This is a genomic window from Ureibacillus massiliensis 4400831 = CIP 108448 = CCUG 49529 (assembly GCF_000772965.1).
Classification (GTDB): domain Bacteria; phylum Bacillota; class Bacilli; order Bacillales_A; family Planococcaceae; genus Ureibacillus; species Ureibacillus massiliensis.
Map to the genome: position 1 here is coordinate 1 of NZ_JPVQ01000058.1, position 15501 is coordinate 15501.

General features: G+C 34.0%; 16 protein-coding genes and 1 riboswitch. Of the genes, 11 read left to right on the plus strand and 5 right to left on the minus strand.

The annotated features are described in order from the left end of the window. The 5 genes from menD to CD30_RS17315 form a co-directional block, all read left to right on the plus strand. On the plus strand, nucleotides 1-1232 hold a 1232-nt coding region (menD, locus tag CD30_RS17295; RefSeq protein WP_036179758.1), incomplete at its 5' end, for a 2-succinyl-5-enolpyruvyl-6-hydroxy-3-cyclohexene-1-carboxylate synthase. Then, complete coding sequence (gene menH, locus CD30_RS17300) at nucleotides 1229-2044, plus strand: 2-succinyl-6-hydroxy-2,4-cyclohexadiene-1-carboxylate synthase (protein ID WP_036179759.1); 816 nt, start codon at nucleotides 1229-1231, stop codon at nucleotides 2042-2044. The genes menD and menH, both read left to right, overlap by 4 nt. A 12-nt stretch (nucleotides 2045-2056) precedes the next feature. Further along, entirely contained in the window at nucleotides 2057-2875 is an 819-nt protein-coding gene (gene menB / locus CD30_RS17305) for a 1,4-dihydroxy-2-naphthoyl-CoA synthase (protein WP_036179760.1), read from the plus strand. Between the two features lie 197 nt (nucleotides 2876-3072). After that, nucleotides 3073-4368, plus strand: coding sequence for a sensor domain-containing diguanylate cyclase (locus tag CD30_RS17310; protein WP_052126299.1), 1296 nt, complete (start codon nucleotides 3073-3075; stop codon nucleotides 4366-4368). An 89-nt stretch (nucleotides 4369-4457) separates the two neighbouring features. Then, nucleotides 4458-5894 carry an o-succinylbenzoate--CoA ligase gene (locus tag CD30_RS17315; RefSeq protein ID WP_036179761.1) on the plus strand — a complete coding sequence of 479 codons (1437 nt, stop codon included), beginning with the start codon at nucleotides 4458-4460 and terminating at the stop codon, nucleotides 5892-5894. Nucleotides 5895-5940: 46 nt separating this feature from the next. Here CD30_RS17315 and CD30_RS17320 read toward each other — a convergent pair whose 3' ends face one another. Continuing rightward, nucleotides 5941-6942 carry a metal ABC transporter solute-binding protein, Zn/Mn family gene (locus CD30_RS17320; RefSeq protein WP_036179763.1) on the minus strand — a complete coding sequence of 334 codons (1002 nt, stop codon included), beginning with the start codon at nucleotides 6940-6942 and terminating at the stop codon, nucleotides 5941-5943. 106 nt (nucleotides 6943-7048) lie between these two features. Next, entirely contained in the window at nucleotides 7049-7282 is a 234-nt protein-coding gene (gene yidD, locus CD30_RS17325; protein ID WP_036179789.1) for a membrane protein insertion efficiency factor YidD, read from the minus strand. A 332-nt stretch (nucleotides 7283-7614) separates the two neighbouring features. Between yidD and CD30_RS17330 the strand changes: the two genes are divergently transcribed. From CD30_RS17330 to CD30_RS17345, 4 genes are all read left to right on the plus strand, one after another. After that, the gene (locus CD30_RS17330; protein ID WP_036179764.1) at nucleotides 7615-8058 is read left to right on the plus strand and encodes a Dps family protein; all 444 of its coding nucleotides are present in this window, start codon (nucleotides 7615-7617) and stop codon (nucleotides 8056-8058) included. 192 nt (nucleotides 8059-8250) lie between these two features. Then, nucleotides 8251-8478 (plus strand): transposase, encoded by a 228-nt coding sequence (locus CD30_RS17335; protein WP_235802087.1) that lies wholly within the window; start codon nucleotides 8251-8253, stop codon nucleotides 8476-8478. A gap of 52 nt (nucleotides 8479-8530) precedes the next feature. Beyond that, complete coding sequence (locus CD30_RS17340) at nucleotides 8531-8998, plus strand: NUDIX domain-containing protein (protein WP_036179767.1); 468 nt, start codon at nucleotides 8531-8533, stop codon at nucleotides 8996-8998. Continuing rightward, nucleotides 8982-9761, plus strand: a complete 780-nt coding sequence (locus tag CD30_RS17345; protein ID WP_036179770.1) for an alpha/beta hydrolase family protein — start codon at nucleotides 8982-8984, stop codon at nucleotides 9759-9761. The genes CD30_RS17340 and CD30_RS17345 overlap by 17 nt, the downstream gene beginning before the upstream one ends. 67 nt (nucleotides 9762-9828) lie before the next feature. Here CD30_RS17345 and pckA read toward each other — a convergent pair whose 3' ends face one another. After that, nucleotides 9829-11415 (minus strand): phosphoenolpyruvate carboxykinase (ATP), encoded by a 1587-nt coding sequence (gene pckA / locus CD30_RS17350; RefSeq protein WP_036179772.1) that lies wholly within the window; start codon nucleotides 11413-11415, stop codon nucleotides 9829-9831. A gap of 198 nt (nucleotides 11416-11613) precedes the next feature. After that, nucleotides 11614-11741: riboswitch (SAM riboswitch) on the plus strand. A 246-nt stretch (nucleotides 11742-11987) separates the two neighbouring features. Here pckA and metK point away from each other — a divergent pair. Further along, nucleotides 11988-13190: a methionine adenosyltransferase gene (gene metK / locus CD30_RS17355; RefSeq protein WP_036179775.1), complete on the plus strand. Its 1203-nt coding sequence runs from the start codon at nucleotides 11988-11990 to the stop codon at nucleotides 13188-13190. Nucleotides 13191-13236: 46 nt separating this feature from the next. Here the strand turns inward: metK and CD30_RS17360 are convergent, their stop codons facing one another. Both CD30_RS17360 and CD30_RS17365 read right to left on the minus strand, forming a co-directional pair. Beyond that, entirely contained in the window at nucleotides 13237-13761 is a 525-nt protein-coding gene (locus CD30_RS17360) for a hypothetical protein (protein WP_036179778.1), read from the minus strand. A 121-nt stretch (nucleotides 13762-13882) separates the two neighbouring features. Continuing rightward, entirely contained in the window at nucleotides 13883-14401 is a 519-nt protein-coding gene (locus tag CD30_RS17365) for a gamma carbonic anhydrase (protein WP_036179781.1), read from the minus strand. Between the two features lie 127 nt (nucleotides 14402-14528). Between CD30_RS17365 and CD30_RS17370 the strand changes: the two genes are divergently transcribed. Then, nucleotides 14529-15332 (plus strand): alpha/beta hydrolase, encoded by an 804-nt coding sequence (locus CD30_RS17370; protein WP_036179784.1) that lies wholly within the window; start codon nucleotides 14529-14531, stop codon nucleotides 15330-15332. Nucleotides 15333-15501: the final 169 nt, after the last annotated feature.

Here is a 15501-nt window from a genome sequence, read left to right on the forward strand (position 1 = left end):
CACCATTTGGACCTGTGCATATGAACGTGCCTTTTCGAGAACCACTTTTAATTAATTTTCGAGAATCTTTGCCAGAGCCTACTTTTCAACGCAGTGTAATTGGTGAAATTTCAGCATCAGATGAAGCGAAAATTCTTTTAACGAAAATTATGAATGAAACTAAAAGAGGGTTTATCGTAGTTGGTGAGCTATCACTGGGAACGGACTTACAAGTGATGTGGGACTTTATTCGAAAAGTTAAATGGCCAGTGCTTGTAGAAAGTCTATCAAATTTAAGAACAAATATACCTAGTGATTGCAAAGAATTTATCATTTCTTCTTATGATGCGCTTTTAAAAAGTGAGTCCTTTAAAGAGAAGGTTATTGCAGAAACAGTTATTCGATTTGGAGCACAGCCTGTTTCAAAGTTTCTCACGATCTTTTTAACAAAATCGGTGCCAACTAACTACGTTGTAGTAGATGAAGATCCAATGTTCCGAGATTCAGCATCGGTATCTAGTCATTTCATACATGCTTCTATCGGTAATTGGCTAAGGGAACTAGACATTCAGAGTGCACTTGATACTCATTATTTAAATACGTGGCGTAAAAGTGAGGAAATAGCTATGAAACATGTTCTTAGCTATCTTGAGCATGAAGAAGATGAAGGAGCAATGGTTCGTACAATCATTGAACAGTTGCCAGATGAAAGTGATTTGTTTGTTAGTAGCAGCATGCCGATACGCGATATTGATACGTTTTTAATGCCAACAGAGAAGGACATTCAAATAATTGCTAATCGAGGTGCGAACGGAATAGATGGCGTTGTGTCAACAGCTTTAGGTTATAGTAGTGGACGTGCTGGTCGAAATTCATATTTACTTATTGGCGACTTAGCATTTTTACACGATATAAATGGCTTAATAGCGACTCGTTATCAACCTTGTGAATTGACGATTATTGTATTTAATAACGATGGTGGAGGTATATTCTCTTATTTATCTCAAGCAACGGTTAAAGAGTATTATGAGGATTTATTCGGTACCCCTACAGCCCTTCAATTTGAACAAATAGCTAAAATGTATGATATGGAATATATAAAAGTGAATAAATTATCTGAGATGAAAAGTATTTTAAATCGACAAAGTGGAAATTCATTAAAATTAATTGAAGCGTTTACCAATCGACAAGAAAATGTTATTTCCCATCGTAAGCTTTGGTCTGATATTAATAAGGAGCTAGAGGCATTATGATGCTTTCTGTTCGTGGTGTAAACGTTAACTTAAACGTTTGGAATGAAACTTTCGAAGATACACTCATACTGTTGCATGGTTTTACAGGAAGTGTTGCTACCTGGGAACCTATAGCTGCACTATTACCGACGGATATAAGAATAATAGCAATTGATTTACTAGGACACGGTAAAACCGACGCACCGAGCAATCCTTCACGATACTTGATGGAAGAGCAGGTTAAGGATTTAGAAGATGTGTTTTCAGCTTTAGATCTTAAAACTTTTTCATTGCTTGGATACTCAATGGGGGGAAGAGTTGCTCTTTCTTACGCTGAGGCTTATCCAGGTCGTATTAAGCAGTTAATACTAGAAAGCGCCTCACCCGGTTTAAAAACAGAAGAGGAAAGGCTATCAAGAAGAAAAGCTGATGAACAATTGGCAGATAAGATTGAAAAAGATGGACTCATCGAATTTGTGAATAAGTGGGAGAATATTCCGCTGTTTCATTCTCAAAAAAAATTACCTTCTAGAGTTCAAAATAGTATCAGAATCGAGCGTCTATCCCAAAAAGAAATAGGGCTTGCAGGTAGTCTTCGAGGTATGGGAACAGGTGCACAAAAGTCACTGTGGAGTAAATTAAACCAATTAAAAATGCCCGTGTATTTATTAACAGGTGAGCTTGATGTTAAATTTTGTAATATTGCAATGCAAATGAAGAAACAACTAGATTTTGGAGAGCATATTATAATAAAAAATGTTGGACATGCGATTCATGTGGAAAATCCGACACAATTTGCTACAATAGTAAAGGACATTCTAACTAAATACTAAGGGGGTCAAAAAATGGCAAGAGAGTGGACAAGCTTACATACTTATGAAGATATTAAGTATGAGTTTTATAATGGAATTGCAAAAATTACGATTAACCGACCAGAAGTACGTAATGCATTCCGTCCAAAAACAGTTAATGAAATGATTGACGCATTTTCACGAGCGCGTGATGACTCAAGAGTTGGCGTGATCATTTTAACTGGTGAAGGCGATTTAGCTTTCTGTTCAGGTGGAGATCAAAAAGTACGCGGTCATGGTGGATATGTTGGGGATGATGAAATTCCTCGCTTAAACGTATTGGATTTACAACGCCTAATACGTGTTATTCCAAAACCAGTAGTAGCGATGGTAGCAGGATATGCAATTGGTGGAGGACATGTACTGCATGTTGTATGTGACTTAACAATTGCAGCAGAAAATGCTCGTTTCGGACAAACTGGACCACGTGTTGGTTCCTTTGATGCGGGATACGGTTCAGGCTATTTAGCACGTATTGTTGGTCATAAAAAGGCTCGTGAGATTTGGTTCTTATGTCGTCAATATGATGCACAGCAAGCACTTGATATGGGTCTAGTAAACACAGTTGTTCCATTAGAGCAGTTAGAAGACGAAACAGTTAAATGGTGTGAAGAAATGCTTGAATTATCGCCTACTGCACTTCGTTTCCTAAAAGCGTCTATGAATGCTGATACTGACGGACTTGCAGGACTACAACAACTAGCTGGTGACGCAACTCTTCTTTACTACACAACAGAAGAAGCAAAAGAAGGTCGCGATGCGTTTAAAGAAAAACGTAACCCAGACTTTGGTCAATTCCCAAGATTCCCATGATAAATATTTAGTAATTAAATTCCTAAAAGGTAAGAGAAAATTAATCTCTTGCCTTTTTTTTATAAGATTTTTTTGATATCCATAATACTAATCTGATTCTATTAATTGCTTATTAAATAAAGATTTTAGTATAATATAAACATATAGTAATAGTAATTATGTATTAGAACAATCAGTTTGTGAAAGGATGAATTAAAGTGAATGAAGTTAACAATCTAAAGCCATTAAATGAACAACAAATCAATATGTTTAATTATTATTCACTTTATTCATTTAATTCAGATGCAATTTTTACGATTAATGAAGAAGGATATATTGTTGATGCAAACAAAGCAGCAGAGCAATTATGTGGCTATCCAAAAGAAACGTTAGAAGGTCTTTTTTTTACTACTATAATTGATATAAATGATCAAGAAGTTGCATATGAAAAGCTTCAACAATCTGTGACATGCAATTTTGAAGATTTCCGTCTAACATTGATTCATAAAAATAAATGTAAAATAAACTGTTTAGTCCAATTTATCCCAGTAGATAAAGAGAACATAGAAAAAGGTATGTTTTTACTGTTTAAAGATATGAGCGCCTTTGATGAATTAAAAGAAAAAATTGCTGAATCACAAATAGATTTCCAAACAATTGCTGAAAATGTTCAGGACGTTATTGTACTTATGGATGAAAATAAACATTATCTATTTGTATCCCCATCATGCACTCAAATGTTTGGATATAATTCAGATGAAATTGTAGCGGACGGTCGACCATTTTTAAATATACATCAAGATTATCTCGATATACTTGAAGAGAATTTTGATAAAGCAATTGAGAGTGGAAAACCATTTAAAGTAACAATTAAAGCTTTTCATAAAGATAAGGGCTGGATTTGGATTGATGTAGATGGCACTTCTGTTTTCGATAATGCAAATAATTTTCGCCACATGCTCATTGTTGCACGGGATGTAACAATTCAAAAGGCATATGAAAATCAATTGAAGCAATTTGCATATTATGATTCTTTGACGGGTTTACCAAATCGACGCTTTTTTAAAGAAAGAATTAATGAAAAAATTCATGAGTTAAATACTAAAGAGCAAAATTTTGCACTCGTTTTATTAGATATCGATGATTTTAAGAAAGTTAATGATCAATGGGGTCATGAAGTTGGTGACCAAGCAATAATAGAGTTTGCTAATCGAATTAAGTCTGCAATAAATGATAATGAAATTGCCGCTCGACTTGGTGGAGATGAATTCATTGTTTTATTAGATAATGCTAAAAATGAAGAAGATGTTTTAAATTTTGTGATGAAAATAAAAACGCATATGAAGCAACCTTTTTCATATGAAAATATAGAGTTCCCAATAACTACAAGTATCGGAGCTTCAATTTGTAAAACTAAAAATATGAATGATTCATACTTTATAAAAAGTGCTGATGTCGCATTGTACAATGTAAAAGAAAAGGGAAAAAATCAAATTCACATTAACTTTTCATAAAAATAGTAAGAGAACCTTACTATTTTTTATTTTGTACGAAAAGCTAATATAGAAGTAAAATAGATGTAGTAACGTTAGGAGGAATGACTATGTATCCTAATTGGATATTACAACGTGCATATTTAACACCAAATCGAATAGGATTAACATTTGAAGGTGAGTCGTGGTCCTTTGAGCAATTAAAACAAATCTCTGTTACACGCGCTTACCAGCTCACATCTCTAGGAATCGAAGAGGGAAGCCGTGTAGCTATTATGGGTCAAAATCATCCTCGATTAATTTTTATGATATTAGCATGTATGCATTTAAAATGTGAAATGGTTTTATTAAATAGAAAGTTAAGTAAAGAGGAACTAGACTACCAAATAAAAGATGCAAAAGTTTCTGTAGTAATTGTCGATGAGGAGGATGAGCATTTACTTCCTCAAAAGGTTAATAAACTTCCATTTTTAAAAGTGGAAGAAAGTCATGAAACGCCCATCGAAATATCTGAACAATGGACATTAGATCAAACGACTTCTATCATGTATACATCTGGAACAACTGGATATCCAAAAGGGGTAAGACAGACTGTTGGTAACCATAAAGAAAGTGCAGTATCTTCTGTTTTAAATATTGGTTTATCAGAGGAAGATGTGTGGCTTTGTGCAGTACCGATATTTCATATTAGCGGATTTTCAATTTTAATACGCTCCTTATTATATGGAAACGAAGTAAAATTATATAGAAAATTTGATACAGAAGGAACCATTTCAGATATTTCTACAGGAAGAATTACTCACATATCGGTTGTTGCAGTAATGCTAGAAAGAATATTACATGGACTTGAAGAAAAAGGCTTAGAAGCTTCTCCAAAATTTAAATTAGCTTTAGCTGGTGGAGGTCCTATTCCAAAAAACTACTTATTGCGAGCGCAAAAAGTAAAACTTTCTGTATCGCAAACTTATGGCATGACAGAAACATCGTCACAAACAGCAACTTTATCAAACGAGGATGCTCTTCGAAAACTAGGTTCATCAGGAAAACCGTTATTCTTTAATCAAATAAAGATTGCGGATACGAATGAACCATTTGTTGAAGGAGAAATATTAATAAGAGGACCTCATGTTACACCGGGTTATATTGGTCAATTTGAACATAAAAACTCAACTGTAGATGGCTGGTTACATACTGGAGATATCGGTTATATAGATGATGAGGGATATTTGTATGTTGTTGATAGAAGAACTGATTTAATCATATCTGGTGGAGAAAACATTTATCCTGCAGAAATAGAAGGAGTCTTAATGGCGCATCCCGCAGTTAAGGAAGCAGGAGTATGCGGGATAGAAGATACTACATGGGGGCAGGTGCCGATTGCTTTTATCGTACTAAACGAATCGGTAAGAAAAGAAGAGTTATTAGATTATTGTATAGGCCATTTAGCAAAATATAAAGTTCCTAAGGAAGTCTATTTTGTAGAACAGTTACCTCGAAACGGATCCAATAAATTAATGAGAAGAAAACTGAAAGAATTAATTCATTAAAAAAATCCCCTGATAATCGGAATATCGATTATTAGGGGATTTTGTCTTAAGAAGCATTCAGCGCGGTTCTGAATGTTTCAATATTTCTTTCCATTAATGTAAAGTATGTTTCATTTTGAGCAATATCTTCTTCAGTTAAAACACTTAAATTGTGTAATGTAAGAGCTTCTGCTCCAATTTCATTTTGAATGACAGAAGTAAGATTTGATGAAATATTTTGTTCAAATAATATATATTTCACATTTAAATCTTCTGCTAAATCTACAATTTCGATTAATTCTTTTTGTGAAGGTTCACTTTGTGAATTTAATCCAGCAATAGGTACTTGGATTAAACCATATTCACCTGCAATGTATCCGAAAGAAGAATGAGATACAAAGAAAGTTTTAGATGAAGCTTCTGATACTAATTGTTCGAATTCTTTATTTAAAGATTGAAGTTCAGCAACTAAAGTATCGTAGTTTTCATTAAATAATTGCTCTTGTTCAGGCATTGCATTTACTAATTCGTCTTTAATAGATAATGCTAAATCTTGACTAAGACTAGGAGATAACCAAACATGAGGATCGAATTCACCATGTTCATGGTCATGTTCTTCATGGTCATGTGAATGTTCATCATGCTCATGTGCATGTTCGCTAATTGCCTCTTCAAAAGTATGTCCAGTAGATAGGTTTAGCTTATCCTCAGGAATATTGTCTCCTACAGCAACAAATTTTACCTGTTCATTTGCCAATGAAGATTTTGCATTTTCAACAAACCCTTCTAAACCAAGGCCAATGTAAAGGAATAAATCGCTATCTGCCAGTTTAATCATATCTGTCTGAGTTGGCTCAAAAGTATGCTCATTTGAACCAGGAGGATAAATTGATGAAACATTAACATAATCTCCACCGATACGTTCAGCAAAGTAGCTTAAAGGATAAACTGTAGTATAAATATCTATTTTATCTGAATCAACATTGGTTTCCTTGGATTGTGAGCTTGAACATGCCGTTACTAGTACCGCTATAAGGGTTGCAACAAGGAAAGTAAGGATTTTTTTCATAATAAGTATACACTCCATTAAATAGTAATAATTACGATTTATAAATTCAACATTGTTAATAATAACTTATCCTTTCTAAAAACACAATAAAAAATAGCCTTCGAAATTATTTTTTTTTCGAAGGCCATTTTTCAGGAACTGGATCAAAACCACCTGGATGGAATGGGTGACACTTTAATATTCGTTTAATTGTAAGGAATAACCCTTTAATAGCTCCATGTTTTTGAAATGCCTCAAGCCCATATTGTGAACATGTTGGATGGAACCGACAGCTTGGTGGAGTCATTGGTGAAATGTATTTACGATAAAGTTTGATTAGCCAAATAAAAGGATACTTCATAATTCGTCCTTCTTTAATAATTGATTTGAATTTTTTTATCAAAAGATTAGCTCTTTGTTTAAACATACCATTTTTTAAAAAGTAGTTAAAGTATATAAACATTAAGATAAAAGACTAAAAATATCTTCTAAAATAATTTTTGAAATTTTATATGATTTGAAAAACGATATAAAGTCTATTCAAAGAGAAACGTATCATTTGTTATATTTCAATAAATAAAGGCAATATTAAGAAATGGTAGTGAGTTAATAGGGAAAATGTCTCTTTTTAGACAAACTATTTCCTGGAAAATAATTTTACAATATAGATAAAACTATAAAGAGGTGAAGGAAATGGCATCAAACAAATTAAATACTCAGTTAAATGAACTTGTTGCAACATGGTCAGTCCTTTATACAAAACTTCATAATTATCATTGGTATGTAACAGGTAATCAATTTTTTACTTTACATGCAAAATTTGAAGAGCTTTATAATGAAGTAACATTGAATTTAGATGAAGTAGCTGAACGTATATTAACAAAGGGAGGTAAACCTGTAGCAACATTAAGGGAACATCTGGAACTTTCTCATGTTCAAGAAGCAACGGGTTCTGAAACGCCAGAAGAAATGGTTCAAACAACTATAAATGATTTTAAGGCAATTATGAAGCTTATAAAGGAAGCAATGAGACAAGCATCTGAAGACGGTGATGATCGAACAGAAGACATGTTAAATGCAACATTTCAAAGTTTAGAAAAACATTCATGGATGTTAAATGCCTTTTTAGGTAAATAAAAATTCAGTATTTAAATGATAATTGGAAAGCTAATGATTCAGTTTTGAGCCATTAGCTTTTTTAGTATAGTAAAGACATCGTCACTCCATACTTATCATAAAGGAGTGATTGTTATCGAAACAACAGTTTATGTCTCAGTTGCAAACAATTCATATAGCTATGTTCCTTTAGGCACCCCGTGTGAATTTGAATTGAAAATGAATTCAGAAAAGGCAAGAATTTTTGAGAGGCTATTTCTACAAATTGACTCTTTAGAATTTCATAATGCGGTAAGAGCACACTTACCTTATTTACCATATCATTTAGATGAATCCAATCATGAAATTGATAGTAGGATTGCTAAAATATATGCACTTATACACGAATTTGGCGATGATGATACAAAAGAGTTTGTTGAGAAATTGCCTTATTTCAATTAGATGACATGATCCCTTTACTCCCTTATTATGAAGATAGGAGTTGAGTAAAGGGATGTTTACATTTATTGATGAAAATGGATTTTTTGTAGAGTTATCTTTCAAAAAGGGACAATTCAAAGTTTCTCCAAAGCACGTATTAGTAATGGTAAATAATAACGGTAAATGGTTATGTACGATTCACAAAAGACGGGGAGTAGAATTTCCAGGTGGTAAGGTAGAGCCAGGAGAAACTTTAGAAGATGCGGCAGTACGAGAAGTTTATGAAGAAACAAATGTACATATTACGGATATTAAATGGTTTGCAGATTATTTAGTACATAGTGTCGAACCATTTTGTAAAGCAGTTTATACAGGTAGAGTTGAGGGAATTGATCCTTTTATCGGAGATTATGAAACAATGGGCATGCTATGGCTTACGACTGAGGAATTATTAAATTACCCTAACTTAAGCTTTTATATGCGTGATGATGGATTAAAAAAGATGTTACAGGAAGTGAAACATCATGAAAGACAATGGTAGTATTGAATCAATTAGATTATATCCTTCACCAAACAAGAACGTTCAAATTAATGAAATAATCTATTGGTCAAATGGTTTAAAAGTGAAAGGTCTACTTGCAAAACCATTATTCGCTGATAGTGTAGAACCTTTATTGTATTTGCGAGGAGGGCTGCAATCTGTTGGAGCGGTGAGACCAGCAAGAATTGCCCAATTTGCTCAGCAAGGGTTTATTGTCTTTGCACCTTATTATCGAGGAAATCGAGGTGGACAAGGAAGGGATGAATTCGCTGGGGAAGACCGTTTTGATGCAGTTTATGGAGTAGACGTATTAAAGCAATTTACCAACTCAGAAAAAGTTCATGTCTATGGATTTTCTCGTGGTGGATTAATGGCATTATGGACTGCGATATTAAGAGATGATATTAAATCTGTTGTCACATGGTCAGGAGTGTCGAATGTATCGTATATGTACATTGAAAGAGAGGATATGAGAAGAACTTTAAAGAGAATTATCGGTGGATCCCCAACGAAAGTAAAAGAATTATATGAACAGCGAACACCACTCTATCATATAAATCAAATTGAAGCACCAGTTCTTATCATACATGGAATGAATGATATAAATGTTAGTATAGACCAAGCATATTTCTTAGAAAATGCATTGAAAAGTGAAAATAAAATATATGAAACATGGTATTACCCAGAGTTAACTCATCACTATCCACCACTTCAAAATCGTAAAACAGTTCGTGTTATTTGTGAATGGATGAAAACAAAATAAAGAGGTCGGCTGAAAAATAGCCGACCTCATTTTTTATGATATATCTAAAAAGTTATTATGTCAGTGTTTATACTAATGGTGCACCTTTTTTAGCGATTTCATTCGATACATCACCGAATTTTTTAAAGTTTTCTTTAAATAAACCAGCTAAATACGCTGCTTTTTGATCGTATGCTTCTTTATCTGTCCAAGCGTCTCTTGGATTTAATATTTCAGAAGGCACACCTTCAATAGTTGTAGGGATGTGTAAACCAAATACTGAATCTTGAATTGTTTCCACATCATTTAACTTACCATCGATGGCAGCACGAACCATTGTACGAGTATATGAAAGTTTCATACGGTTACCTACACCATACTCTCCACCAGTCCAACCTGTGTTTACTAGGAATACTTGTGCACCATGAGCGTCAATTTTTTCACCTAGCATTTCAGCATAACGTGTTGCTGGAAGTGGTAGGAAAGGTGAACCAAAGCATGTTGAGAATACTGGTTCTGGTTCAGTAACGCCACGTTCTGTACCTGCAAGTTTTGAAGTGAAACCACTTAAGAAGTGATACATTGCTTGCTCTTTTGTTAATCTACTGATTGGAGGAAGTACTCCAAAAGCATCTGCAGTTAAGAAAATAATTGTTTTTGGATGCCCTGCAACAGATGGAGTTACAATGTTATCAATAAAGTGAATAGGGTATGCAGCACGTGTATTTTCAGTTAATGAACCATCGTCATAATCTGGAATACGCGTATCTTTATCGATTACAACATTTTCTAAAACTGAACCGAAACGAATAGCGTTATAAATTTCAGGTTCTTTTTCAGCAGAAAGATTGATAGTTTTCGCGTAGCAACCGCCTTCAATATTAAACACACCATTATCAGACCAACCGTGTTCATCGTCACCGATTAACTTACGATTAGCATCTGCTGATAAAGTTGTTTTACCTGTACCAGAAAGACCGAAGAATAAAGCAACATCTCCAGCTTCTCCAACGTTTGCTGAACAGTGCATTGACAGAATATCGTTTTCAGGTAATAGATAGTTCATAATACCGAAGATCGATTTCTTCATTTCACCAGCATATTCAGTACCACCGATTAATATTACTTTCTTTTCAAAAGATACAATAATAAACGCTTCTGAATTTGTTCCATCTACTGCTGGGTCAGCCTTGAAATTAGGTGCAGCAATAATTGTAAATTCAGCATTATGTGTGTTTAGTTCTTCTTCTGTCGGGCGGATGAACAATTGATGACAGAAAAGATTATGCCAAGCAAGTTCGTTAATCACTTGGATTGATAATTGTGAGTCTTTATCGGCACCAGCAAAGCCTTTAAAAACAAAAAGCTCATTTTGCTCTTTTAAATAATTAATAACTTTTACATATAGGTTATCAAACACTTCAGCAGAAATCGCACGGTTGACATTGCCCCAATCAATTTTGTCCTTTGTGCTTTCTTCTTCTACTATAAATTTATCTTTAGGAGAGCGACCAGTATATTTACCTGTCTCAGCGCATAATGCACCATGAACAGTTAGGCTAGCTTCTCCGCGAGCTGTAGCTTTTTCCACAAGTTGTGGTACTGAAAGTTGAACTTTAACATTCTCACTTTTTAATAATTCCTTCAGTTCATTAGCAATTTCTACTGAATTCATCGATTAAATACCATCCTTTTTTTGTAATGTTCCCGTGGGTCTGGGAGGTTAGTTAATTCAAAAATAGTATAACACATTGTTCCTATTTATCTATACTAATCGCAAAAAATTTTGTTACAATTTCAACAATTTACTCGTTCGACAAAAATTAATTGACAAAGATACTTTCTTTTCGTAACATTTACAAATGAACGGATACTCTTATCCCGAGCTGGTGGAGGGTCAAGGCCCTGTGAAGCCCGGCAACCTGCATTTGTATTGGAAATGATAAATGCGATGGTGCCAACCTGATGCAAGGACATGACAAGTTCCTTGAACGATAAGAGTGAAAGGTAATGAAGTAGTAATTCCTTTCCTCATGTAAGTACGTGAGTAAGGAATTTTTTTTTGTATAAAATATTAGCAACAGTGATTATAATTAGTTACTTCCTATTTTATATTCCTTTCGATAGAACCTCGTGTTATAAGCAAAAAACGGCTTGAAGTTCGTAACTAGAAAACGAGCTTAACATGGGTAATGAGTACCGTATCAATTACGAGAATTATCTCGCTTCTTACTTAGGAGGATATATATGACAAATCGTCGACTGTTTACATCAGAAAGCGTAACAGAAGGGCATCCAGATAAAATTTGCGACCAAATTTCAGATGCAATTTTAGATGCTATTATATCAGAAGATCCAAATGCACGCGTAGCTTGTGAGACGACGGTAACAACTGGATTAGTATTAGTTGCAGGTGAAATCACAACATCTACATATGTTGATATTCAAAGTGTAGTCAGAAATACAGTTGCTGAAATCGGGTATACACGTGGTAAATATGGTTTTGATGCAGAAAACCTAGCAGTATTGACTGCAATAGGTGAACAATCACCTGACATTGCTCAAGGCGTTAACCAAGCTCTTGAAGCTAGAGAAGGTTCTATGACAGATGAAGATATTGAGGCAATTGGTGCTGGTGACCAAGGTTTAATGTTCGGATATGCATGTAATGAAACGCCTGAACTTATGCCTTTACCTATAAGTCTTGCGCATAAATTAGCTCGCCGTCTTGCAGAGGTTCGTAAAACAAATGAACTTTCCTATTTACGACCAGATGGGAAAACACAAGTAACAGTAGAGTATGACGAAAACAATCACCCTGTTCGCATTGATACGATCGTTATTTCTACTCAGCATGATGAAGAGGTATCTTTAGAACAGATTAAATCTGATTTAAAAGAAAAAGTGATTGCAGAAGTAGTACCATCAGAATTTATCGATGCCGATACAAAATATTTCATTAATCCAACAGGTCGCTTTGTAATCGGTGGACCTAAAGGTGATGCAGGATTAACGGGAAGAAAAATTATCGTTGATACTTATGGAGGCTATGCACGTCACGGTGGCGGGGCATTTTCAGGTAAAGATCCTACAAAGGTAGATCGCTCTGCTGCTTATGCTGCACGCTATGTTGCAAAAAACATTGTGGCATCAGGCTTAGCTGATCGCGCGGAAGTTCAATTAGCCTATGCTATTGGTGTTGCTAGACCGGTATCTATTGCAGTAGATACGTTTGGTACAGGTAAAGTGCCAGAAAGTAAACTTGTTGAATGGGTAAGTGAGCTATTTGATTTACGTCCAGCAGGTATTATAAAAATGCTTGATTTACGTCGCCCAATATATAAACAAACGGCTGCTTATGGACATTTTGGTCGAAATGACTTAAATGTACCATGGGAAAATACCGATATTGCAGAGAAGTTAAGAGAAAAAGCAAATCTATATTTATAATAATTTTCAATATGAACGAGGCTGATTTCATTAGATCAGCCTCGTTTTAATATTCCTCAAATGAAACGTCCATTGTTAATATTTTTTCATCAATCTGCATCTTCATTTCTTTTGTGATGGCTGCTGTTGGGATAAATTCAAACTTTGAGCCATCATATAATTCAAAAATATATTTTTCCTCGTACTGGTCAGTAGGTAATTCATGGATTACTCTAGAAATTTTCGACCATTCATATTTTTCTGTAGCTCCAAAAAACGGATTGTATTCTATATAATCATCATTAATATGAATATAATATTGTACACTGGAGCCTATTAGATAAAATATAAAAATAAGAGCAAGCATACCGGTAAGGAGTTTACTAATAATTTTTTTAAATAATTTTATGATGAAGATGGCTAGGAAAGCTATACCAAAAGACAAAGTATAGATAATGATGTTTTTTCCATATGTAATGAGAACCATTCGATCAGGATCATTTAAGAACAGGCTAGAAACAATAATAGGGGTGAGTAAAATGACAATCGGTGCCATGACAATAGTCAATCCGATTAATAAGTAATGGCGCATCTTTTAAACTCCTTTCATACTTCATTTATAATATGTTGTAAAAACTATGAAAATGAAAGTGTAGCTATAAACAAAAAAGAAACTGTAAAAACAGCTTCTATTAAAATCAATTCGGATTTAACTATTTATTTTGTTGTAAAGATTTGTAATACTGCCCTTTTTCCACGTATTCACGAATAATCCTGTCCATATCCTTACGATCTTCTAATGTTATTTCACGAACTACCTTTGCTGGTCTTCCCATAGCTAAAGTATTAGGGGGGATTTTTTTGCCTGGTGGTACTAAACTACCAGCTCCAATAAATGCTCCTTCTCCAATTTCTGCACCATCAAGAATAATGGAACCCATTCCAATAAGTGCTCTTTTTCTAATAACACAACTATGTAAGGTCACTTGATGGCCGATAGTTACTTCGTCTTCAATAATTAGTGGATTATTAGGGCTTTGATGAAGACAGCTTAAATCCTGTATACTACATCTTTTACCAATGATTGTAGGTGCAACATCTCCACGAATAACCGTATTAAACCATACCGTTGTGTCCTCACCAATTGTTACATCACCAGTGACGACTGCATGATCTGCAATAAACACTGTATTGTGTATATTCGGACTTTTTTCTTTAAAAGGATAAATCATCGAAAATCTCCTCATTTCCAAGTAAAATTATATTATCATCGTAGCAGATACAATTTAGAATGAAAATATAAATGGTATTAATGCCCATATCACATTTAGTGTATATGTTGGTAGGAGGAATATAAAAATGTGGAAATGGGAAACAGAAGAACATGCAAAGGCTGTAGTGGTTATTATACATAGTGCATTTGAGCATCATCGCTGGTATGCTTGGTTAATCGAAAAATTAAGAGTTGAAGGTTACCATGTTGTAATGGGTGATTTACCAGGGCATGGTGAAGAGGGGAAGTATTCTAGAATTCATGATGAGACAGTAAATGAATATATTAAATATATTAAAAATTTAATGGAAAGTGCATTGTCATATGAATTACCAGTCTACATGATTGGACATGGGTTAGGAGGAACATTGGCTGTTCATTATTTAAAGAAAAACAAGGTTGCTTGTGCAGGTGTTATTCTTAGCTCGCCATGGTTTGCCTTACAAAAGCATGGAAGTTTAATAAAAAGTGCATTAGCGAATCTTGGCTCCCTTACATCTAACATGAAATTAACATTGGATATCAATAAAAAAGCATTAACGAATAATCTTCAGGGATATCAAGAAATGGATGATAATTTAGTTTACAAAACAAATGTGACAGTTAGTTGGTATAAGGAAATTCAATTAATAATGAAAAATTTGTTTGTACCTTCAACAAGTCAATTAGCGATTCCGATTCTTCTTATGACTGCAAAACAAGATAAAATAACGGATGTTGAGCAAGCGAGAAAATGGTTGTTACTCCAATCCTCAACGGAATTTCAATTCAAAGAATGGCCGCTAAGCTATCACAACCTATTTCATGATTTAGAACGTGAACAAGTCTTTATGTATGTTAGAGATTTTATAAATAATACAACACGGGGTCTTGGGTATATTATTGATTGATATTATTATTTGTTAATAACGCTGTTTGGAGACAACTTAATCCTTTTATAAAGCAATCTATTCATACAACAGAATATTCTGACAATCTATATTCAGAAAATATATTGAATAATATAAATTTGAATCAATTTCATAAATCACTTTTTGTAAAAGCTTGGCCTTCGCCCAA